General features: G+C 61.4%; 20 protein-coding genes. 14 read left to right on the top strand and 6 right to left on the bottom strand.

The window, feature by feature from the left end:
- Positions 1-19: 19 nt before the first annotated feature.
- Positions 20-1,459 carry a sugar ABC transporter substrate-binding protein gene (locus VGR99_RS39510; RefSeq protein ID WP_326905359.1) on the bottom strand — a complete coding sequence of 480 codons (1,440 nt, stop codon included), beginning with the start codon at positions 1,457-1,459 and terminating at the stop codon, positions 20-22.
- 1,168 nt (positions 1,460-2,627) lie between these two features.
- On the opposite strand from VGR99_RS39510, the gene VGR99_RS39505 reads away from it, so the two are divergent.
- On the top strand, positions 2,628-3,827 hold the full coding sequence (locus VGR99_RS39505) for an ABC transporter substrate-binding protein (RefSeq protein WP_326905465.1): 1,200 nt from the start codon (positions 2,628-2,630) through the stop codon (positions 3,825-3,827).
- Positions 3,828-3,897: 70 nt separating this feature from the next.
- Positions 3,898-5,742, top strand: coding sequence for an AMP-binding protein (locus tag VGR99_RS39500; RefSeq protein ID WP_326905358.1), 1,845 nt, complete (start codon positions 3,898-3,900; stop codon positions 5,740-5,742).
- 49 nt (positions 5,743-5,791) lie between these two features.
- Here the strand turns inward: VGR99_RS39500 and VGR99_RS39495 are convergent, their stop codons facing one another.
- Positions 5,792-6,304 carry a helix-turn-helix domain-containing protein gene (locus VGR99_RS39495; protein WP_326905357.1) on the bottom strand — a complete coding sequence of 171 codons (513 nt, stop codon included), beginning with the start codon at positions 6,302-6,304 and terminating at the stop codon, positions 5,792-5,794.
- 229 nt (positions 6,305-6,533) lie between these two features.
- Between VGR99_RS39495 and VGR99_RS39490 the strand changes: the two genes are divergently transcribed.
- Both VGR99_RS39490 and VGR99_RS39485 read left to right on the top strand, forming a co-directional pair.
- Positions 6,534-7,166 (top strand): 2-hydroxychromene-2-carboxylate isomerase, encoded by a 633-nt coding sequence (locus VGR99_RS39490; protein ID WP_326905356.1) that lies wholly within the window; start codon positions 6,534-6,536, stop codon positions 7,164-7,166.
- A 182-nt stretch (positions 7,167-7,348) separates the two neighbouring features.
- Positions 7,349-8,548: a CoA transferase gene (locus VGR99_RS39485; protein WP_326905355.1), complete on the top strand. Its 1,200-nt coding sequence runs from the start codon at positions 7,349-7,351 to the stop codon at positions 8,546-8,548.
- A 37-nt stretch (positions 8,549-8,585) separates the two neighbouring features.
- On the opposite strand, the gene VGR99_RS39480 is transcribed toward VGR99_RS39485, so the two are convergent.
- Positions 8,586-9,263, bottom strand: a complete 678-nt coding sequence (locus VGR99_RS39480) for a glutathione S-transferase family protein (protein WP_326905354.1) — start codon at positions 9,261-9,263, stop codon at positions 8,586-8,588.
- Positions 9,263-10,003, bottom strand: coding sequence for an SDR family NAD(P)-dependent oxidoreductase (locus VGR99_RS39475; protein ID WP_326905353.1), 741 nt, complete (start codon positions 10,001-10,003; stop codon positions 9,263-9,265). Before VGR99_RS39475 ends, VGR99_RS39480 begins: the two co-directional genes overlap by 1 nt.
- Positions 10,004-10,403: 400 nt before the next feature.
- On the opposite strand from VGR99_RS39475, the gene VGR99_RS39470 reads away from it, so the two are divergent.
- The 6 genes from VGR99_RS39470 to VGR99_RS39445 all read left to right on the top strand — a co-directional run bounded on the left by VGR99_RS39470 (position 10,404) and on the right by VGR99_RS39445 (position 16,506).
- Positions 10,404-11,141, top strand: a complete 738-nt coding sequence (locus VGR99_RS39470; protein WP_326905352.1) for an SDR family oxidoreductase — start codon at positions 10,404-10,406, stop codon at positions 11,139-11,141.
- A gap of 12 nt (positions 11,142-11,153) precedes the next feature.
- On the top strand, positions 11,154-12,335 hold the full coding sequence (locus VGR99_RS39465; RefSeq protein WP_326905351.1) for an acyl-CoA dehydrogenase family protein: 1,182 nt from the start codon (positions 11,154-11,156) through the stop codon (positions 12,333-12,335).
- A gap of 23 nt (positions 12,336-12,358) precedes the next feature.
- Entirely contained in the window at positions 12,359-13,489 is a 1,131-nt protein-coding gene (locus VGR99_RS39460; protein WP_326905350.1) for an acyl-CoA dehydrogenase family protein, read from the top strand.
- 15 nt (positions 13,490-13,504) lie between these two features.
- Positions 13,505-14,692: an acetyl-CoA C-acyltransferase gene (locus VGR99_RS39455; RefSeq protein WP_326905349.1), complete on the top strand. Its 1,188-nt coding sequence runs from the start codon at positions 13,505-13,507 to the stop codon at positions 14,690-14,692.
- Positions 14,693-14,712: 20 nt separating this feature from the next.
- The gene (locus tag VGR99_RS39450; protein WP_326905348.1) at positions 14,713-15,726 is read left to right on the top strand and encodes a nitronate monooxygenase family protein; all 1,014 of its coding nucleotides are present in this window, start codon (positions 14,713-14,715) and stop codon (positions 15,724-15,726) included.
- Positions 15,727-15,852: 126 nt separating this feature from the next.
- Positions 15,853-16,506, top strand: a complete 654-nt coding sequence (locus tag VGR99_RS39445; RefSeq protein ID WP_326905347.1) for a flavin reductase family protein — start codon at positions 15,853-15,855, stop codon at positions 16,504-16,506.
- Between the two features lie 276 nt (positions 16,507-16,782).
- Here the strand turns inward: VGR99_RS39445 and VGR99_RS39440 are convergent, their stop codons facing one another.
- Together VGR99_RS39440 and VGR99_RS39435 are read right to left on the bottom strand one after the other, a co-directional pair.
- Positions 16,783-17,028, bottom strand: coding sequence for an MFS transporter (locus VGR99_RS39440; RefSeq protein ID WP_326905346.1), 246 nt, complete (start codon positions 17,026-17,028; stop codon positions 16,783-16,785).
- A 233-nt stretch (positions 17,029-17,261) separates the two neighbouring features.
- Positions 17,262-18,458 (bottom strand): acetyl-CoA C-acyltransferase, encoded by a 1,197-nt coding sequence (locus tag VGR99_RS39435; RefSeq protein ID WP_326905345.1) that lies wholly within the window; start codon positions 18,456-18,458, stop codon positions 17,262-17,264.
- Positions 18,459-18,583: 125 nt separating this feature from the next.
- On the opposite strand from VGR99_RS39435, the gene VGR99_RS39430 reads away from it, so the two are divergent.
- The 4 genes from VGR99_RS39430 (at position 18,584) to VGR99_RS39415 (ending at position 21,381) form a co-directional block, all read left to right on the top strand.
- A complete protein-coding gene (locus tag VGR99_RS39430) occupies positions 18,584-19,243 on the top strand; it encodes a TetR/AcrR family transcriptional regulator (protein WP_326905344.1) in 660 nt (219 codons plus the stop codon).
- Between the two features lie 261 nt (positions 19,244-19,504).
- Positions 19,505-19,723, top strand: coding sequence for a hypothetical protein (locus VGR99_RS39425; protein ID WP_326905343.1), 219 nt, complete (start codon positions 19,505-19,507; stop codon positions 19,721-19,723).
- Between the two features lie 235 nt (positions 19,724-19,958).
- Positions 19,959-20,153, top strand: coding sequence for a hypothetical protein (locus VGR99_RS39420; RefSeq protein WP_326905342.1), 195 nt, complete (start codon positions 19,959-19,961; stop codon positions 20,151-20,153).
- 229 nt (positions 20,154-20,382) lie between these two features.
- Positions 20,383-21,381 (top strand): fumarylacetoacetate hydrolase family protein, encoded by a 999-nt coding sequence (locus VGR99_RS39415; protein WP_326905341.1) that lies wholly within the window; start codon positions 20,383-20,385, stop codon positions 21,379-21,381.
- Positions 21,382-21,394: the final 13 nt, after the last annotated feature.

Here is a 21,394-nt window from a genome sequence, read left to right as displayed (position 1 = left end):
CGTGCGATCTCCAAGCCAGCTATTGCGGATAGGCGCCGGGCTTGGCTGCCCAGACCTTGTAGACGGCCTTTTGGTTGTCCACGCCGACCTTTTCGGTGATGGCATCGAATTGCTGCGCCATGCGGTCGAGAATGGCCTTCGGGTCTTCGCCCGCCCAAAGGCTCGAGATCGCCTTGGTCATCGCCTCGTCGTACTTGTCCTGTTGCAGCAAGGAGAGGTCGAGCAGGCCCTTCTCGCCGGACGTCTTGATGGTGTCGAGATAGGCAGGTGCATCAGGCCAGAGCACCCGGTATTTCTCGCTCGCGTAGTGCGAGAGGCGGAACGGATCGCGCAGCGTGTAGGGGAGCTGGACGCGCTCGAGGCTCGTCCTCTTGCTGTTCAGCCATTGGATGAAGAGATAGGCCGCTTCCTTGTTCTTGCTGGTGGCCGACACCGATAGATCGAAGCCGACGCCGAGCTCCGGGCGACCGAGAGGCGTGAGCGCATAGCCGACCTTGCCTGCGACTTGCGATTTCGGCACCCACTTCAGCGCTTCTTCGCCCGAGCCGTAGCCCGCGGCCCACCGTCCATAGGGCGGCCAGGAGATCGTCATCGCGGTCGTGCCCTGGAGAAACGCGGCAAGATTGTCGACGAAGTTCCACTGCTCCACGCCGGGCGGCATGAATTTGTTCTCCGCCATCATCTCCTTGAACACCTTGAGGCCGACATCTCCATTCACCGTCGCCTTCATGGTGTCCGCATTGAAGAACTTGCCGCCCTCCATGCGGAAGCGCTCCTGGAACATGTATTGCGGGTACGGCGCGGTGCGGAAGAAGCCGGCGCCGTAGACCTTGGGCGCCATCTTGTCGGTAATGAACTGGCCGATCTGGTCGAATTGCTTCCAGTCCTTAGGCGGAGCCAGCTCGTAGCCGAACTTGGCCTTGAACTCGTCCTTCATCTTCGGATCCTCGAAGATGTCCTTCCGGTAGTAGAGCAACATCACGTCGCCGTCGTCCGGGAAGCCGTAGATCTTCCCGTCATACTGCATCTGGTTGTCGCGGTAGGCGGCGGCGATGTCCTGCAGCTCGTCGCGATAACCGAACTTGTCGACATACTTATCGAGAGGCTCGAGCGCGCCTGCGCGCGCTAAGTCGGGCATCCAGGACGGAATGACGTTCAGCGCGTCATAGGCACTGGCACCCGATTTGAAATCCTGCATGATCTTGGTGAACATCTGGTCGGTGGGCACTTCGACCACCTTCACCTTGATGCCGGTGAGCTTCTCCCATTTGGGACCCGAATAATTCAGCGGGTCCAGAGATTGGAGGCCGGCCTCCCAGACAATGCTGATCGTCGTGCCCGCATACTTCTTTGCGGCTTCGACTGCGACGTCGGCAGCATCCTTTTCGGCGGCCGGCGCAGAGGTGGCAGTGAGCGACGCTAGAACGGCGGCCGCGTTGAGAAACGTCCTGAACTTCATCCTTCTTCCCCCTCTCCTGCGCGCCCTGAAGGCCGCTATGCGGCTTTGAGCGCTTCTCCCGTAATTTTTGCGTCGATCAGCCTGCCGCTGGTCGGCTGGGACGAGCGGTCGAACAAACCAATTCACCTAGGATTGCTGCTCGGGCGCAGTGCTGAGGGGCTTCGCCCTTCCCAACCTAACGCCATCGGCGTTCGCAGAATGCACGCATCTCCCCCAAAAGACATCGAAAGCTTTGATTTTGGGACTAGTCTGCGTTGTGATTGAACTGGCGGGCAAATGAGAATTTTGCAAGCATCAGTGAGCTACATTCACCTGTGCTGACCCCCAGCACTTGCAGACGTGGGCCAGCTCCAGTCCCTCAGCTGTCTACTTGCTGGCGCGTAGTCCGCCGCGGCGTCCGCTTCGTCCTTACGATCTCCCGTTTTAGGTCGCGGAAGCATTCTGACGTGAGTGAAGCTTGAGCGTTGCTTTGACGCGGCGAGCTTCAACGCACGTTCGGCGTTCGAGGCAAACGATTGGAGCTCGATCCCCATGCCCCCCAGAAGGATCTGCTCGGACGCTGATCGCGTGAACCAGGGGTCCGCCATAGCAGATCGCGCATCGCGTTCGCGAAAGCGTCCTCGCCGATGTTTGCTTTCGCTGGCGTGTCGGTCGAGAGGCTGATCCTCAAGTCTACCAGCTAAACGCGCGCCGAATTGATCGACACCCGCCCCGTGCTGCGATTTGACCGGGTCGCCGCAACGCGTGGACGTCAGCCCGAAGCCTCGAAGAGCATCCCTTTAATCATACACAGCCGTAAGACCGGAATGCACTGGCCGTAGAAGCGCCGGGTGCCGTTAGTTCATTAATCGAATTTACAAGCAGGATCTGCTTCAAGGGCTGCTCGTTGTTCGTAGGATCAGCTTGTAAACACAATGCAAAAGCCAACTTTCGCTGCCACAGACACGCGTACGTCATTGGCTGGCGGCTTCCTGTGACCGGCAAGCAGTTTCTCAGCCGGCGATCTTATAATCATCTAAGGCTTGACCAGTTCTTAAATAGAACTGTATGTTCGGGGCAAGATGGCCGGTTGCGGCTGCGGGCTTGGTTCGGCGGCGATCAGCAGCGACGCCGCGAAGGCGAAGGCAGCGAGGTGCCTGAGCGGGTGAACGTCAAGGGAGGACAGGGAATGTGGGCGAAATGCAAGCGTCTTGCTGTTCTAGCTTTACTATTTAGCGGGCCGGCTATTGCAGCCGACGAACCGGGCGTCAGCGCGACCGAAATCAAGATCGGTGGGGTATTTCCGTTCAGTGGACCAGCGTCATCGATCGGCCTCGTGGGCAAGGGCTTGATCGCCTACATTCAGTCTCTGAACGATCGCGGCGGCATCAACGGACGCAAGATCAACTACGTCGCCTACGACGATGCATACAGCCCGCCGAAAGCGGTGGAGCAGGTCCGTAAGCTCGTCGAGAGCGATGAAATCGCCTTCATGTTCGGGCAGCTCGGCACGCCCGCCATTTCGGCGACCGCAAAATATCTGAAGTCGAAAGGTGTGCCCAGCATCGCAATCGTGAGCGGATCATCCAAGTTCACCGACGCCGCGGCTTACCCGCTGATCACGACCGGCCTCGTCAGCTACGACACTGAAGGAAAGATCTACGCCAAGTACCTGACCAAGGCCCTGCCGAACGCCAAATACGCGATCCTCTACCAGAACGACGACCTCGGCAAAGACTACGTCAATGCCTTCAAGGCGTTTCTCGGCGGGGACTACGATCGCAGGGTTATTACTGCTTCCTATGAGGTATCCGAACCCACCGTCGATTCGCAAATCACCAATCTGAAGAGCTCCGGTGCCGAGGCCCTGTTCATCGCAGGTACGCCGAAATTTGCCGCGCAGGCGATCCGGCAGGCCTCCTTGATCGGCTGGAAGGCGTCGGTCATCATCAACTTCCCGTCTGGTTCGGTCGGCGGTACGCTCACGCCCGCCGGTCTCGACAAGTCGGTCGGCGTGATCGTCGGAACAATCAACAAGGACGTCGTGGATCCCAAGTGGAAAGACGATCCCGGCATGCAGGCCTACCGCGCCTTCCTCGATAAATACTTGCCTGGCGTCGATATCACGAACGGCAGCTATCTGACCGGCTATCAGCAAGGCATCCTGCTCGAACAGATCCTCAAGCAATGCGGAGATGATCTGTCCCGCAAGAACGTCGTGGCGCAGGCCAAAAACTTGCGGGATTTCGTCGTCCCGACGGCGCTGCCGGGAATCAAGGTCAACACCAGTGAGACCGAGAACATGATCTGGACCCAGATGCGTTTGCAGCGATGGACCGGCGCCACCTGGGAGGCCTTCGGAGAAGTGCTGGACGCCAGGTCCGAGTGAGCGCGCAGCGGAATTGTAACGGACGCGCCGATATCCACAGCGGACGCCGGCGCTTGGTGCGATGTGACGCATGCGGCGCGCGGAATGGTCCGGCAAGTCAGGAGATCATGTCATGTCGACGACGGCACTGAAGTTTGCGCCGCGGGAACTCCGCATCGAGCGCCGCTCCGATGGCACGCTGGTCTTGAGCTCGCCCATTGAATGGAAGCCTTGCGACTGGCGCATCACCGATTGCCTGCCCGGTTGGGCGGACTCCGTTCCGGACCGGGTTTTCCTCGCACAGCGCGACACGAAAGGCGGATGGGACCAGATCACCTATGGCGAGGCATGGTCGCAGGTTCAGGCGGTCGGCCAAAGCCTGATCGAGATGGGCGCCAAGCCGGCCGACAGACTGGCGATCCTGTCGGGAAACTCGATCGAGAACGCGGTGATCTCGTTTGCGGCGATGTCGATCGGAATCATCCTGGCGCCGATATCGCCGAATTACACGCTGATGCCCGGCGGCCTTGCGCGTCTCAAGGAGGTCGCTGAAGTGCTGCGGCCGGATTTCGTGTTTGTTCAAAGCGGTCGCGAGTTCTCCGCCGGCCGCGCCATTCCCGAACTGGCAGCCGCGACTTGGATCAGCGTCGACGGTGCTCCCGACACGGTTCCTTTCCGCGTCCTGACTGGCCGAACCGGCCATGAGGAATTTGACCATGCTTCCCGCGCCGTCTCTTGCGACCATGTTGCCAAGATTCTGTTCACGTCGGGTTCGACAGGCTCTCCGAAGGGAGTGCTCAACACCCACCGCATGATGGCAAGCTCGCTCCAAATGGGCAGTCTGCTGGTCTCGCCTCCGGCAGCGCCGATCCAGGTGGAATGGTTGCCGTGGCACCACACCATGGGCAGCAACGTCATCCTTCACGGCATCCTCAAGAATGGTGGCACGCTCTATATCGATGACGGCCGGCCGATGCCGCAGCTGTTTCACAAGACGCTCGCCAATCTCGCGGAGATTTCGCCGACCGCCATGTTCAATGTCCCTGCCGGTTACAATCTGCTTTGCGACGCAATCGAGAAGGATCCCGAGCTCGGCGCCGGCGTGTTCAAGCGGATGGATCGCATGACCTACGCTGGGGCTGCAATCTCGCAAGGCACGCTGGAGAAGCTGTATCGGTTGACGTCGTCGATCACGGGGCGGAGGATTCCGGTGATGTCGGGCTACGGCACGACTGAAACCGCGCCGACCATCAGTACGACGCATTGGGCGACGGACCGGCCAGGGGAGATCGGGCTTCCGGCGCCGGGACTCCAGCTCAAATTGCTCCCGATCTCCGACACGTACGAGGCCAGGGTCAAGGGGCCCAATGTCACGCTTGGTTATCTCGGCCGTCCGGATTTGACGGAAAGGGCCTTCGACGAAGAAGGCTTCTACCGAATTGGGGACACGGTCTCGTTTCTGGATCCGGAGAAGCCTGAGCGAGGGCTGCGCTTCACCGGGCGGATCTCGGAGAATTTCAAGCTCGCGAACGGCACCTGGGTCGCGATCGGGACTATGCGCGCGGCCGTTCTGGCCGCAACGGGTGGAGTCCTGCTGGATGTCGTCATTGCCGGAGAAAATCGCGAGGCGTGTGCACTGCTCTGCTGGTTGAATCCGACAGAGGCGGCCCGGATCGCGGCGGCTCCGGCCGGGGATCTGACCTGCGACCCTCTCGTCATTCAGGTCCTGAAGGATCGCTTTCGGAGCTACAACGAGACGGTCGGAAGCAGTGAAAGGATCTGCTCCTTCATCCTCTTGAAGGATCCTCCGTCAATGGCGGCAGGAGAGATCACCGACAAGGCCTATGTCAACCAGCGCGCCGTAATGAAAGTCCGCTCGGAACAGGTTGAACGTCTCTACATGCGCGAGGCGCCCGAAGATGTGATCCGGATATAGGAACGACATCGGCTGCCCGCGCATGGCAAGACATCACGACCCGCGCACCTCAAGCGGCGCGAGAGCGCGCCTTGGTCTTCGAGGTCGCAGGCGGCGGGCTTGCCGGAGTGCTGCGGGCGCCCGGGCCCGGATGCGTGTGAACCTCCTTGGCCGACAGTGGCTCGCCGCACTCGGAGCACACCATGACCGGATCGAAGTCCTTGCCGCACTTGCGGTGCTGGTGCAGCAACGGCCTGCCACGCTCGTCGACCATGTGGGTATCGCCCCAATGCACGATCGCCATCATGATGGGATACAGATCGAGCCCTTTTTGCGTCAGGATGTATTCGTGGCGCTTGGGCGATTCCTGGTAGGGAATCCGCCGCAGGATTCCCTGCCGCACCAGCTTTTTCAGCCTTTCGGCCAGCAGGTGGCGGGTGATCCCGAGCGCCGACTGGAAGCCCTCGAACCGGCGGGTCCGCAGGAAGCATTCGCGCAAGATCAGAAGAGTCCAGCGATCGCCGATCACGCCGATGGTTCGGGCCATCGAACAAGGCTCTTCCTCGAGTTCTTTCCACTTCATTCACACACTCCAGCGGCCCGCATGCGTGCCTCGAATCGTCCCGGAAGCCAGGGTGGCCTTCCCAACATTCTAGATAGGTACTGAAATCCAAACAATAGGCTTCCAAGCGGGTACATATCAGGCTAACCGAGCGAAGAATTGACAGTTCTCTTTTAGAACTATAAGATTGAAGCAAAGTAGGCTGGCGCTGCGAGGCCGGCACCTGCTCATGCTACCGGAGGACGTCGACATGACCCTGAAAGTTGAATTCCAGTTCGATTTCGGCAGCCCAAATGCCTATTTGGCGGAACTGGCCATTCCAGGCATCGAGCAGCGCACCGGCGTCAAGTTTGACTACGTCCCGGTGCTGCTTGGCGGCATCTACAAGGCGACCGGCAATATGTCGCCATTCGACTCCCTTCGCGGGATCAAGAACAAGCCGGAGTACCAGGCGCTCGAGACCCAGCGGTTCATCCGCCGCCACAACGTCACGAAATTCCGCCAGAACCCGTTCTTCCCGGTCAATACGCTGATGCTGATGCGCGGCGCCGTCGCGGCGCAGTTCGAAGGCGTGTTCGAGCCCTATTTCCGGGCCGCTTACCACCACATGTGGGAAGAGCCGAAGAAAATGGACGATCTCGAAATCTTCAGGAGTGCATTCATCTCCTCCGGCATCGATATTGATAAGCTGATCGCCCGTGCGCAGCAGGACGACGTCAAGAAGAGGCTCATCGACCTGACCAACGATGCGGTCAGCCGGGGAGCGTTCGGTTCGCCGACCTTCTTCGTCGGAAAGGAGATGTTCTTCGGCAAGGACCAACTCCGCGACGTCGAAGAGTCCATTCTCGAGCAGACCAGGCTGCCTCTTTCCCAGACGGCCTAGCGCCGAGAGCGAAGCCCGAGGAGGGCCGCGTCACTGAACAGCCTCGTCCGCCCGAAGAGAACCGAGGATGCACGAATGAGCCGAGCCCGCGAAGAAATCGTTGCCGCCTTGATGCTTGGAATGGCAGGCAGCGTGCTGCTGATCGCTGTCACACTTATCCTCCGCTGAGAAGGGAGAAGCCCATGCCCGGACCGCTTGATGGCGTTCGTGTCCTCGATCTGACGGGCGTGGTGTCAGGCCCGTTTGCGACCATGTTTCTGGCCGATCAGGGGGCGGACGTCCTGAAGATCGAGCCGATCGGCGGAGACATCACCCGTCGCAGCCGCGCCACCATCGACAAGGATGGCGAGTTCTCTGCGCTCTTCATCTCGTCAAATCGCGGCAAGCGTTCGCTGTCGATCGACGTCAAGAGTGCCTCCGGGCGCGAGGTGCTGACCCGGCTGGTCGCCCAGGCCGATGTCCTGGTGCAGAATTTCCGGCCGGGCACCATGGAGCGCCTCGGGCTCGGCGTCCAGGACTTGCGTCGGCGTCATCCGCGCCTGATCTACGTTTCGATCAGCGGCGTCGGAGACACCGGTCCCTACGTCAAGAAGCGGGTCTACGATCCCATCATCCAGGGTTTGTCCGGCTTTGCCGATATCCAGTCGCAGCCGATCACGAACCGGCCGCAGATGATCCGGACCATCGTGTGCGACAAGACCACCGCCGTGTTCACCGCACAGGCCGTGGCGGCGGCGCTCTATGCGCGTGAGAAGACAGGGCGGGGCGACCATATCCAGATCGCGATGCTGGATGCGATGATCTCCTATCTCTGGCCGGAAGGCATGATGCAGTACACCGTGGTCGGCACCGAGGCGAGCGCGCCCGATCCGAATGACCGGCCGGATCTCGTGTTCAAGACCAGCGACGGCTACATCACCGTCGGTACCATCTCCGATTCCGAATGGCAGGGCTTCTGCAGCGCCTCGGGTGATCCCGAGCTCGCGAGCGATCCACGCTTTGCGACTCCATCGGGGCGCTCGGTCAATGCGACCGCGCGGATCCACAAGATGGCGGAATACATCGGTCAGCACACCACTGCCAAGTGGCTGGAGCGCCTGGATGCGGCGGACGTGCCGTGCGCGCCGATTCTGCGGCGCGGCGAGATCATTCACAACGAACAGGTAGTCGCGCGCGGCATCATCGCAGAGTTCGATCAACCGAAGGTCGGTCGGGTGCGGCAGCCGAAGCCCGCGGCCCGCTTCGAGGTCAATCAGGCCGCGATTGGCGGACCGGCGCCTCGGGTCGGCGAACATTCACGTGAGGTGCTGGCCGAGCTGGGATACGACGACCATGCGATTGACGAGATGATCGCGGAACGGAGCGTGCGGGCGGCCGTATGAGGTTCGAAGGTGGAGACCGCGGCCGGCGGGGCGTATCTCAAGTCCGCGCCGGCGCAGGCGTGACCGGTGCAGCCGGAGCATTCGCGGCGTTCGCGCTCCGATAAGCCTCCCGCTGATGGATGCGTTCAAGATAGGGGTGTGCATTGTCGCAAATGCCGACCCCGTAAGCGATGGCCCAGTCGAGGCAGGTCGTCAGCAGGATGTCGGCGCTGCTGAAGCGTTCACCCATGAGAAACTGCCGTCGATCGGCGAGGGCGACCTCAACGTGGCGCAACTGCCCGCGGAAATATTCCGCGGCCTGAGCCACCACCTCGGGCGCAACGCCGTAGATGTGTCCCAGCGCATCGGCGCGGTGGCGGCGCATGACGTAAAGGCTGGTGGAATCAAGCTCGGCCACGATGAAGAAGCACCACTCGAGCCATGCGGCGTACTCGCGCGGCGCTTCCGGAATCAACGAGCGCTCCGGCGTGGAATACATGCGCGACAGATAGGCGACGATTGCGGCGCTTTCCCCGATGCAGAAGTCACCGTCCTGCAACAATGGGACCTTCTGGCGGGGATTGAGCTTGGTGTATTCGGCGGTCTTGGTCTCGCCCGTTCGTGGCCCAATCGGCTTGATTGTGTAGGACAGACCAAGCTCGTGCATGGCCCAGTGGGCGCGGACCGTGCGGCTCGTGCCGGCGCCCCACAGCGTGAGATCGGGTGTCCCGCTCATTACCACTTCTCCACCGATGGGCGAAGATCGAACTCGTGGGTCCAGCCGTCGCGGCTCTGCTGATGGGCAAACCAGTAGGCTTCGGCGATCGAGGATGTCTTGGTCAGGCTATCAGGCGGAATTTCGCTCGCCTCGATGCCTCTTGCCTTCATGCGGTGATGGATGGCTTCGCTGTCGACGCCGGCGTCGATGATGAGATGGACGACGTGGATATTCTTCGGCCCAAGCTCGCGCGCCATGGCCTGGGCAACTGCGCGGAGCCCGAATTTCGCCGATGAGAACGCGGCAAAGCCCTGGCCGCCACGCACACTCGCGGTCGCGCCGGTAAACAGGATGGTGCCGCGCCCGCGAGGCGCCATCACCCGGGCCGCTTCGCGCCCGACAAGAAATCCGGCGTAGCAGGCCAGCTCCCATGCCTTGAAGAACAACTTTTCCGAGGTCTCGACGAGGGGCTTGTTGACGTTCGATCCGGCGTTGAACAGGCAAACCTCGATCGGCCCGATGTTGTTTTCAACGTCGGAGAACAGCTTCTGAACCTCGACCTCCTGACGCGCATCGACGCTGAAGGCGTGGATGCGGTGGCCGGCGGCGGTGAGTTCATCGACGAGCGCCTGCGATTTGGCGGCATCGCGCCTGCAGATGCAAACCGTATAACCGCCGGTGGCAAAGCGCCGCGCCACCGCGGCGCCGATCGCATCGCCTGCGCCGACCAGGATCGCGACGCCGTGACGATCTTCCATGATCGCTCCTCCATAAAGTTCTTATTTGATACTTATGGTAGTCGCTCCCATCGCCTTTGTAAACGAGCTTCCAATCGACAAGCGTGCCACGCCCGAAGTGAAGCAAACCACGGTCGCGGCCGCCGCCCGCCCGGAAACGGCAGCATGGCTGCCGTAACTCGCGAAATCGCGATTCCGAGGAAGTTTGCGATTGACGAGTTCTAAAAAAGAACTGTAATCTAACGACCTGTCACGGTGCACTGGTGGCACGGTTCATTCGGGAGGCGACGATGGCGACCCTGATATGGTCGATCTCGTGGGCGGCCGGATGGATTGTTGTCCACGCATGCCGCATCGGGGCGGGCGCCGCGGCACCCGCAACGCAGCTTCAGATCTAACCCAACCAACCGGGAGACGACCCGTGCAAAAGAGAAACGCGACCGTTGCCGTGATTGGTGCCGGCGACTACATCGGCGGCGAAATCGCCAAGAAGTTCGCCGCGGAAGGCTTCACCGTCTTTGCCGGTCGCCGCAACGGGGCGAAGCTCGAGCCGCTCGTCAAGGAGATCGAGGCCGCCGGCGGCGAGATCCATGCGCGCTCGCTCGATGCGCGCAAGGAGGAGGAGGTCATCTCCTTCCTCAACGATGCCGACAAGCATGCGCCCCTGGAAGTCTGCATCTTCAACATCGGCGCCAACGTCAATTTTCCGATCCTCGACACGACAGAGCGCGTCTTCCGCAAGGTCTGGGAGATGGCCTGCTATTCCGGCTTTCTCGCCGGCCGGGAAGCTGCGCGGCTGATGCTGCCGCGCGGCAAGGGCAACATCTTCTTCACCGGCGCGACCGCGAGCCTGCGCGGCGGCATCGGTTATGCCGCCTTCGCCAGCGCCAAGTTCGGCCTGCGGGCGGTGGCTCAGGCGGCCGCACGCGAGTTGGGGCCGAAGAACATTCACGTGGCGCATCTCATCATCGATTCCGGCGTCGATACCGAGTGGGTGCGCCAGCGGCGCCTCGAAGCACTCGGCCCGAACGCGCTCGACAATCCCGACCTGCTGATGCCGCCGTCCTCCGTCGCCGACTCCTATTGGCAGCTCTATCAGCAGCCACGAAGCGCCTGGACCTTCGAGCTGGAGATCCGCCCCTTCGGTGAGAAGTGGTAGCAGGGCCGCGCGATGGAGCTCGATCTTTCCAGAGAGGACGCCGCATTCCGTGACGAGGTGCGCGCTTTCATTGCGGAGAATTATCCGCAGGAAATGCGCGTCCCGAACCCGGAGACCGATCTGACCAAGGAGCAGTCGCTGCTCTGGCACCGGATTCTCTACAAGAAGGGCTGGATCGCCCCGCTCTGGCCCAAGGAGTATGGCGGTCCGGGTTGGTCGATCACGCAGCGCTTCATCTTCGAGCAGGAGACCTCACGAGCCGGGACACTGCCGCCGCTGGCGTTCAGCGTCACCATGGTCGGCCCCGTCATCTACACTTTCGGCAACGAGGCGCAGAAGAAGAGATACCTGCCGCGGATCCTGTCCGGCGAAGATTGGTGGTGTCAGGGCTATTCGGAGCCGGGCTCCGGCTCGGACCTCGCGACGGTCAGAACCAAGGCAGTGCGCGACGGCGACCATTACATCGTCAATGGCCACAAGACCTGGACCACGCTCGCCCAGCACGCCGACTGGATTTTCTGCCTGGTGCGGACCGATCCGAGCGCGAAGCCGCAATCGGGAATCTCCTTCCTGCTGATCGACATGAAATCGCCGGGAGTAACCGTGCGGCCGATTATCACGATCGACGGCAGTCACGAGGTCAACGACGTCTTCCTCGAAAACGTCCGCGTGCCGGTCGAGAATCTGGTCGGCGAGGAGAACAAGGGCTGGACCTACGCCAAATTCCTGCTCGGCAACGAGCGCACCAGCATGGCCGGCATCGGCCGCTCCACCCGCTACATCGGCAAGCTGAAGCAGATCGTGAAGGCCGAGATATCGGCCGACGATCCGGCGCATCTCGAGTTTCTGCGGGACATCGCCCGCGTCGAGCTCGACGTGCTGGCACTGGAGGCGACCGAGCTGCGCGTCGTCGCCCAGATGGCGCGCGGCATCGATCCCGGTCCGGCGGCCTCGCTGTTCAAGATCCGCGGCACCGAGATCTTCCAGGCCATCACCGAGCTCACCCACCGCGCGATCGGCAATTACGGACTTGCCATCCGCGAGCACCCGGCCGGCGCCAACCATTTCATGCCGGGTCCCGCCCACGCTCACACCGCGTCGGAAAAATATCTGAACGCGCGCAAGCTCAGCATCTACGGCGGATCCAACGAGATCCAGCGCAACATCATCGCCAAAGCCGTGCTCGGGCTCTAGCTGCGGCGCATCGGGAGGATCGGATGGACATCCAGTTCACGGAAGAGCAGGAGTTGCTGCGCTCCAGCGTCCAGCGCCTGCTGCGCGATCGCTACGATTTCGACGCGCGGCGCAAGATCGTCGCGAGCGAGGAAGGCTTCAGCCGGACGCAGTGGGACGCCTTCGCCGAGCTCGGCCTGCTCGCTGCGCCGTTCTCCGAGGACGCCGGCGGCCTCGGCGGCGGTCCGTTGTCGACCATGATCATCATGCATGAGTTCGGCCGCCACCTGGTCGTCGAGCCTTTCGTCGAGACCGTGGTGCTGGCCGGCGGGCTGATCGAGCACGCGGGTACGCCCGAGCAGAAGCAAGCCTTCATTCCTGAGATCATCGACGGCAGCAAGCTTTGGGCGCTGGCTTGGGCGGAGAACGGCTCCCGTTTCGAATTTGCCCATGTCGCAACGCGGGCGCGGCGCGAGAAGGACGACTACGTTCTGAGCGGCGAGAAAACCATGGTGATGGCCGCGCCCTGGGCCGATCATCTGATCGTCTCGGCGCGAACCTCCGGGGATCAGCGTGAGCGCGGCGGCGTCAGCCTGTTCGTCGTCGACCGCCGGGCCGCAGGCCTCGTTCTCCAGAGCTTCAAGACCATCGATGGCCGGCGCGCCGCCGAGATCAGTCTGCGCGAGGTTCGCGGGCAGTTGCTGGGAAGGGAGGGCGAGGGCGTCGCTGCGCTGGAAGCTTGCCGCGACCGCGCCATCGGCGCGCTCTCTGCGGAAGCGGTCGGCGCCATCGGCGAGCTGAATGCCGCCACGCTGGAATATTCCAAGACCCGCAAGCAGTTCGGCTCCACCATCGGCTCGTTCCAGGTACTCCAGCATCGGATGGTCGACATGTTCATCGCGCATCAGGAAGCGCTCTCCCTGATGCAACATCTCAACCTCAGCCTCGGCGCGGCGGCTCCCGGCCTCTCCCGGCTCGCCTCCGGGGCGAAGTCGAAGATCGGTTACGCCGGCAGGTTCGTGGCCGACCAGGCGGTGCAGATCCACGGCGGCATGGGCATGACCGACGAGCTCAACGTCGGGCACTATTTCAAACGCATCTCCTCCATCAACATCCAGTTCGGCGATCCCGCCTTCCACCTGCTGCGCTACACGCAGCTGGATGCAGCCGCGTAAACAGAAGAGGCCAGCATGACGACTGACGCAGTTATCGTTTCCACCGCCCGGACCGCCGTCGGCAAGGCCTATCGTGGCGCGCTCAACAACACCGACGGCCCCACCATGGCCGGCCATGTGATGGCCGAAGCGGTGAAGCGCGCCGGCATCGCGCCCGGCGAGGTGGAGGATGTGGTGATGGGCTGCGCAATGCAGCAGGGCACCATGGTGATGAACGTGGCGCGCAAAGGCGCGATCCGGGCCGGGTTGCCGGTCACGGTCGCGGGCACCACCATCGACCGGCAGTGCGCGTCCGGCTTGCAGGCCATCGCCGTGGCCGCGCGATCGGTCATGCTCGATGGCGTCGAGGTCGCGATCGGCGGCGGGATCGAGTCGATCAGCCTCGTGCAAAACGAGCACATGAACAAATTCCACGCCGTCGATGACGAACTGATGGCGATGAAGCCCGAAATGTACATGTCGATGCTCGATACCGCGGAGGTCGTGGCCGAGCGCTATAGCATCGGCCGCGACAAGCAGGACGAATACAGCCTCGAATGCCAGCGCCGTGTCGGCGCTGCGCTGCAGGCCGGCCGTTTCAACGACGAAATCGTGCCGTTCACCACCAGGATGGCGCTCGTCAACAAGGACACCAAGGAGGTCACCTATGAGCAGGTGACGCTCGCCAAAGACGAGGGCCCGCGCCCCGAGACCACCGCGGAGGGCCTCGCCAAGATCAGGCCGGTGTTCGAGGGCAAGACCATCAGTGCGGGCAATGCCAGCCAGCTTTCCGACGGCGCTTCGGCCTGCGTGATCATGAGCGACAAGATCGCGGCTAGGAAGGGCCTCAAGCCGCTCGGCATCTTCCGCGGCTTCGTCGCCGCCGGCGTTGAGCCGGACGAGATGGGCGTCGGCCCGGTCGCCGCGATCCCACGCCTGCTCAAGCGCCACAATCTGAAGATCGACGACATCGACCTTTGGGAGCTCAACGAAGCCTATGCGGTGCAGGTGATCTATTGTCGCGACAAGCTCGGCATCGATCCGGACAAGCTCAACGTCAATGGCGGCTCGATCGCGATCGGGCATCCGTACGGCATGACCGGCTCGCGGCTCACCGGCCACCTCTTGATCGAGGGGCGGCGTCGCAAGGCGAAATACGGCGTGGTGACCATGTGCATCGGCGGCGGAATGGGCGCGGCCGGTCTGTTTGAAATCGTGCATTGATCAGAAACAAGGAGCCTACCGTGAAGACAGCGATCACTGAACTGTTCGGCATCGAACATCCGATCATCCAAGGCGGAATGCACTACGTCGGCTTCGCCGAAATGGCGTCCGCCGTATCCAACGCCGGCGGCCTCGGGCTCATCACGGGTCTGACGCAGCGCACGCCGGAGCTTCTGGCCAAGGAGATCGCGCGTTGCCGCGACATGACGGACAAGCCGTTCGGAGTGAACCTGACGTTCCTGCCGACGTTCAGCGCGCCGCCCTATCCCGAATATATCGCGGCGATCAGAGAAGGCGGCATCAAGATCGTTGAAACCGCCGGGCGCAGCCCCGAACAGTACATGCCGGCGCTGAAAGCGGGTGGCATCAAGGTGATCCACAAATGCACCTCCGTGCGGCATTCGCTCAAAGCCGAGCAGATCGGCTGCGACGCCGTCAGCGTCGACGGCTTCGAGTGCGGCGGTCACCCGGGCGAGGATGACATGCCGAACATGATCCTGTTGCCGCGTGCAGCCGAGGAATTGAAAATCCCGTTCGTTGCCTCCGGCGGCATGGCCGACGCGCGCAGCCTGGTTGCGGCGCTGGCAATGGGCGCGGCCGGCATGAACATGGGCACGCGCTTCATCGCCACCAAGGAAGCGCCGGTGCACCAGAACGTCAAGAATGCGCTGGTCGCTGCCTCCGAGCTCGACACCCGCCTCGTGATGCGCGCGCTCCGCAACACCGAGCGGGTGCTGAACAACAAGGGCGTCGAGCATCTGCTCGAAATCGAGCGCGAGAAGGGCAAAAGCCTCAAGATCGACGACATCCATGATCAGGTCGCGGGCGTCTATCCCAAGGTGATGGTGGACGGCGAGATGGATGCTGGCGCCTGGAGTTGCGGCATGGTCGTCGGGCTCATCCACGACATTCCGACGGTGAAGGAACTGATCGACCGCATCATGGCGGACGCCGAACAGATCATCCGGCAGCGCCTGACTGGTTTTCTCGACGGCACCGGGCAACGGCCGGCTGCGGCTCGGGCAATTGCCTGAGCCCCTAAGCAAGGGCCTTGCGGACGTTCCGACGAGGTTATGCGCAACGCATGGTCATGTCGTGCGTCGACCGTTGTTGAGCTCGACGGGCCGAATGGACTCCCTTCGGCAGATTCGGAGGCACTTATGGACCAGTCCGACTTCCACTACTACGAGCCTTCGAAAGGCCATGGACTCCGACATAACCCCTTCAATGCGATCGTCGCGCCGCGTCCGATTGGCTGGATTTCATCGCGCAATGCGGCCGGTCAATTAAACCTCGCGCCGTACAGTTTCTTCAACGCCTTCCTGTACGACCCTCCGATCATCGGGTTTTCCTCTATTTCGTGGAAGGATACCGTCAAGAACGTCAGTGAGACCCGTGAATTCGTATGGAATCTGGTCACCATGGATCTCGGCGAGCGAATGAACTTGACGGCGCAGCCGCTCGATCACGGCGTCAGCGAGTTCGAGGCCGCTGGACTGACACCGATACCGGGGCGCCACGTTGCCGTGCCTCGGGTAGGCGAGAGTAAGGCCGCCATGGAATGCAAGGTCGTCGATGTCTCTCAGTTGGCCAATGCACGCGGTGAAAAGGTCGAAGGATGGTTCGTGCTTGGCGAGGTCGTCGCAGTCTACATCGACAAATCGTTGATCGAGGACGGCGTGTACAACACGGCGCTTGCGCGTCCGATACTGCGCGCCGGCCGCGGTGGAGACTACCTCGAGGTCAGGACTGAAAACATGTTCGAGATGAAGCGACCGCCCGGCAGCAGCAAACCGGAATTCCACGGTACCTGATTCCGTGGGAAGAAGGTGCAATTGTCGGGCCGGCGAAGCTTTGCCGTGCTTGCCCGACGGCGTAGGCCGCGCTTCACAAGCTGATGGGTAACGGAAGAGACACGCGCGCGGAGCCAAAAGCTAGTTAAGATCCTGGACCCCACGCCCATAGGCCAAGAGCCAGCAGGAAGACCGCGCTCATCACGACGCCCAGCGCTAACATTGCTTCATGGGACACCGTGGCAGGAAGCGATCTGCCGATTGCGGCGTTCATCATCTGGGACATTGCGATCATAGTCAGCGCCATCGGTCGGCCAGTGCCGGCCCTCGGAACAGATCGCGGGCGATAGCGCGAGACAGCACGGACGTCACGGAAGCGCCGGCGGCCTGTACGACGCGGCCGACCAGTAGATTCGGTAGGTCGGTTGCTAGGCCGCACCAGACGCAGCCGAAGAAACACACAACAAATCCGATCAGTACTGGCCAACGTCTTCCGTAGCGATCTAAGAGCGGTCCGACCAGGAGCTGGCCTAATCCGAACACCGCAAGAAAGGCGGTGATAGCGGATGTGACCGCCGCACTCGTGGCAATTCAATGAGATCACAATCTGCGGCCAAGACGCAAAGGACGGCGATGGGCCGGGCGCCGGAGGTGGAAATGTCCCGCGGCGCGGTGTTGATCAAATCAGCCAGGGGATCTTTCGCGTGAGTAGATCAAGACGAGTGACGCGCTTCGCGTCGCTCGTCCAGTCCGCTTTTGTCCGCCCAAGGGTGTTGTCAGCGGGCGACGCGCTCGATCGCTATGGCGGTAGCTTCGCCGCCGCCGATGCAGAGCGACGCGACGCCGCGCTTGAGGTTTCGCGCTTCGAGCGCGTGCAGCAGCGTCACGATCAGCCGCGCGCCGGTGGCGCCAATGGGATGACCTAGCGCGCAGGCGCCACCGTTGACGTTCAGCTTCTCTCTCGGAATGCTGAGATCTTTCTGCGCCGCCATCGCTACAACGGCAAATGCCTCATTGATCTCGAACAGATCCACATCGCCAACGTTCCAGCCGACCTTGTCCAATAGCTTGCGAATGGCGGGGATCGGGGCCGTGGTGAACCACTGTGGTTCCTGGCTGTGGGTGGCATGACCCTTGATCTCTGCGAGCACCGGCAGACCGTCGCCATCTGCCAGCGAGCGTTTCGCCAAGATGAGCGCAGCAGCGCCGTCAGCATTGGCGGATGAGGCGGCGGGCGTGATGGTGCCGTTGGCGCGAAACGCGGCTTTCAGCGCGGGGATTTTGGCGGGATCGACCTTGAGCGGATGTTCGTCATTGGAGATGATCCGGGGCCCGCCTTTCTCGGTCAGCGTGATCGGAGCAATCTCGGCCTTGAACGCGCCGCTCTCAACCGCCTTTCGGGCGCGGGTCAAGGTCTCGATCGCATAGTCGTCCTGATCCTTGCGGGTGAATTGATAGGCCTCTGCCGTGGCCTCGCCAAAGTCACCCATCGAGCGTCCGGTCTCGTAGGCATCTTCCAGCCCATCCATCAGCATGTGGTCGATGATGCGGTCGTGGCCCGCGCGATAGCCGCCGCGCGCCTTGGCCAGCAAATAGGGCGCATTGCTCATACTTTCCATGCCGCCAGACAGAACGATCTCGGCGGAGCCCGCATTGATGATGTCGTGAGCGAGCATGGTGGCCTTCATGCCGGAGCCGCAGACCTTGTTGATGGTGGTAGCGCCGGTGGCATCCCGCAATTTGGCGCCGCGAGCGGCTTGGCGTGCTGGCGCCTGGCCCTGTCCGGCCGGCAACACGTTGCCCATGAATACCTCATCGATTCGCTCGGGCGCCAGCTTGGCTCGCTCCAGAGCCGATCCGATCACATGGGAGCCGAGCTTGTGGGCGCTGAGTGGCGAGAGCTCGCCCATGAAGCGGCCGAGCGGCGTACGGGCTGCGGAGAGGATGACAACGGGATCGGAAGCGGCGGCCATGGCGAATTCTCCTGTTGATCGCGGTTGTTATATGACGATAATCATATAACACGACCGGCATTGCAATGAAATATTCCCGTCGCCTTCAAAGCGTGGCCTAGAATCGCTGTGGATGGGAATGGATCGTGCAGCCGGGCAACCAGCAACTGCACGGAGGGGAGATGCGTTACCTAGGAGACCATAGGCGCCAGACCCACAGCCGGATCGTTGAAAATGCCTCTTACGGCTTGCGTCAAAACGGTGCCGAAGCACTTAGTGTTGTCGAGTTGATGAAACTCGCAGGTCTTACGCACGGCGGGTTCTATAACCATTTCGATTCCCGTGCCGCGCTTGTTGGCGAGGCAATCGCGTTTGCCATGGACCAGACGGTGGAGCGGTGGAAAAAGCTGGCGAACGGGAAGGCAAACGAGGATCGCTTCAAGGCCTTGATCGCCGATTATCTTAGTTCACGTCACCGCGACAATCCTCGGCAGGGCTGCGCGCTTCCATCCCTGGCCGCTGATGTCGCCCGATCGGGCCCCAGTGAGCGGCGAGCCCTTGCTTCCAGGCTGGAGCAGATGATCGATATCCTTGTCCAAATGATTCCTGCACAGGATTCCCATCAGGCGCGCAAAATCGCGACGGGTGCCGTTGCGACCATGGTCGGATCGATCGTGCTGTCGCGTGCCGTCGGCGCCGGGCAGCTTTCCGATAGTATTCTCGACGCCGGACGGATGGCTGCCGACGGGCGGTTTCACAAGCGGCAGCGCAGAACAGCAAAGGCGACGACCTGCGACAAACCATAATTCGGGAGGCGGCCATGACGGCCGGCAAGTGGCTTAAGACGGCCTGCAACCTGTGTTACGTAAACTGGCCCATCGAATTTCGGGTCAACGATGTGCGACGCGACCGTTCAGACCCGAAGTTGCAAGGCTATCTCTGCAACAAAGCGGCGCGTATTCCCTATTATGCGCATCACAGGGATCGGCTCACGACCCCGCTGCGGTGCATTTGCGATGGCGTGTCATGCCAAGTCCGGACTGACGCAAAGCATGGCAAGAGAATTGATGCCGCAGGGGATCCATGTGGCGAACGTGCCGATCGATGCCGCGATCGGATGGACTCAGGAGGACGGGACCCGCGCGCACCGGTTGGCGGGAGCAACCGTCGACGACGACATGGCCAACCCTACCCACATTGCGGAAACCTATCTGCAACTGCACCGTCAGCATCGGCCGACCTGGGCCTTTGAAATCGTGCTGCGGCCGTTTGTCGAGAAATGGTAATCGCGTTTAGCCGGTTCTCCGAATGATTGATGCATAGAGGTCCAAAGTGGAATGGGGTGTCGTGTATTGAGATCAACCCGTATTTCGCTCATCCGGCATTCAATTGACTCGACAGTTCTATTGTAGAATTCTCTACTCCGCCATCCAATAGGCCGAAGGTGCGGACCTTCCCGGTTGAAGGGGGCCACAACGCTGCCGAGAACAAAGCGGGAGGGAGAACTTCGTTTCGAGCTCGGTGTCGTCAACCATCATCCCGGCCGGACCGGAAAAGGCCGTCGGCATAGTCGCCGCGACAATCACCGAAGATCCAAACGACAAGAAGTGGGCCGACGATCCGGGGATCGAGTGGCACCGCGACCTTTTTGCCAAGTACCTGTCGGGTGCCGATATCGGCGATAACAATTATCTGTTCGGTACCCAGCAGGGATAGCTACTTGAGCAGGTACTCAAGCAATGTGGCGACGATCTCTCGCGCGAGAATATCATCCAGCAATCTCGCAGCATCCGCGACCTGTCGCTTCCCACCGTTATCCCTGGCGTAGTGATCAACACGGGACGCACAGATAACGTACTCGCTCTCCTGCTCAGTCATGACTTGCATATTGCAAGTTACTATCTATACTCTCTCACAACTGAAATAAAAAGTTGGGAGGCGAGGGATGAGATTGGCCACCTACCGATCCGGAGATCAAGACAGGGTCGGCTTGGTACACGCAGGAGGCAGCTTGTTGTTCGACCTCACGTCCGCATCGTTGCGGGCTGGCAGGCCAAATCCGATGCTCAACTCCATGCTAGATCTTATCGATCGCGGCGATGCTGCGCTCGACGAGGCATCGAACCTGTTCGACCGCTATGGACAGGATCAGGACTTGTATTCCGCGGTAGAGGGATCGGAACTCCTTGCCCCATTGCCGGAGCCGCGCCAAATGCGGGACGGCATGTCGTTTCCGGTGCATATCGTCCAAGGACCGATAGGACATCTCAAGCAGAAGGCGCGACAGGCCGGCGATATGGCTGCACTCGCACGCCTACAAGCGGCACCGTTGCCGGCGCTCCCCGAGGTGTATCGCATGCAACCCATCTACTACATCACCAATCGGTTTAGCGTGCAGGGTCAGAACACAATCGTGAAATGGCCACGTTATAGCCAGGTTATGGACTATGAACTGGAATTTGGAGTCGTCACCAAGAATAGAGGGGCGAATATCTCCTCGAGGCAAGCGCGCAATCACATTTTCGGCTACACTATCTTCAACGATTTTTCAGCCCGCGATGCCCAGCGCATAGAGATGGAAGGTCGATTGGGGCCGGCAAAAGGCAAGAGCTTCGATGGCGGGAATGTCCTCGGGCCGTGGATCGTGACGCCGGACGAAATCGGCGACCCTTACAAGCTAAAAATGGAAGCCCGCGTCAACGGCGAGGTTCGTTCGCGGGGTACGAGCGAAGGGATGCTGTTCTCCTTCGAGGAAATCATCGCGCACGTTACCCGAGATGAGACGCTGATGCCCGGCGAGTTCATCGGCTCCGGCACAGTCGGTAATGGCTGCGGCCTCGAACTCGGCTGGTATCTCGAGCACGGAGACAGCGTCGAACTCGAAGTCGAGAACATCGGCGTCTTGAAAAATCAGGTAGAGCGCCAGGACTCTGACGTGCGTTAACTTGCAAAATGCA

This window comes from Bradyrhizobium sp., from assembly GCF_035935975.1.
In the GTDB taxonomy this organism is placed as follows: domain Bacteria; phylum Pseudomonadota; class Alphaproteobacteria; order Rhizobiales; family Xanthobacteraceae; genus Bradyrhizobium.
This window is presented reverse-complemented; position numbering and strand designations above follow the sequence as displayed.

Coding starts and splice junctions, on each gene's coding strand:
- VGR99_RS39510 (WP_326905359.1), bottom strand. CDS start 1,459: ATGAAGTTCAGGACGTTTCTCAACGCGGCCGCCGTTCTAGCGTCGCTC.
- VGR99_RS39505 (WP_326905465.1), top strand. CDS start 2,628: ATGTGGGCGAAATGCAAGCGTCTTGCTGTTCTAGCTTTACTATTTAGC.
- VGR99_RS39500 (WP_326905358.1), top strand. CDS start 3,898: ATGCGGCGCGCGGAATGGTCCGGCAAGTCAGGAGATCATGTCATGTCG.
- VGR99_RS39495 (WP_326905357.1), bottom strand. CDS start 6,304: ATGAAGTGGAAAGAACTCGAGGAAGAGCCTTGTTCGATGGCCCGAACC.
- VGR99_RS39490 (WP_326905356.1), top strand. CDS start 6,534: ATGACCCTGAAAGTTGAATTCCAGTTCGATTTCGGCAGCCCAAATGCC.
- VGR99_RS39485 (WP_326905355.1), top strand. CDS start 7,349: ATGCCCGGACCGCTTGATGGCGTTCGTGTCCTCGATCTGACGGGCGTG.
- VGR99_RS39480 (WP_326905354.1), bottom strand. CDS start 9,263: ATGAGCGGGACACCCGATCTCACGCTGTGGGGCGCCGGCACGAGCCGC.
- VGR99_RS39475 (WP_326905353.1), bottom strand. CDS start 10,003: ATGGAAGATCGTCACGGCGTCGCGATCCTGGTCGGCGCAGGCGATGCG.
- VGR99_RS39465 (WP_326905351.1), top strand. CDS start 11,154: ATGGAGCTCGATCTTTCCAGAGAGGACGCCGCATTCCGTGACGAGGTG.
- VGR99_RS39460 (WP_326905350.1), top strand. CDS start 12,359: ATGGACATCCAGTTCACGGAAGAGCAGGAGTTGCTGCGCTCCAGCGTC.
- VGR99_RS39455 (WP_326905349.1), top strand. CDS start 13,505: ATGACGACTGACGCAGTTATCGTTTCCACCGCCCGGACCGCCGTCGGC.
- VGR99_RS39445 (WP_326905347.1), top strand. CDS start 15,853: ATGGACCAGTCCGACTTCCACTACTACGAGCCTTCGAAAGGCCATGGA.
- VGR99_RS39435 (WP_326905345.1), bottom strand. CDS start 18,458: ATGGCCGCCGCTTCCGATCCCGTTGTCATCCTCTCCGCAGCCCGTACG.
- VGR99_RS39425 (WP_326905343.1), top strand. CDS start 19,505: ATGCCGCAGGGGATCCATGTGGCGAACGTGCCGATCGATGCCGCGATC.
- VGR99_RS39415 (WP_326905341.1), top strand. CDS start 20,383: ATGAGATTGGCCACCTACCGATCCGGAGATCAAGACAGGGTCGGCTTG.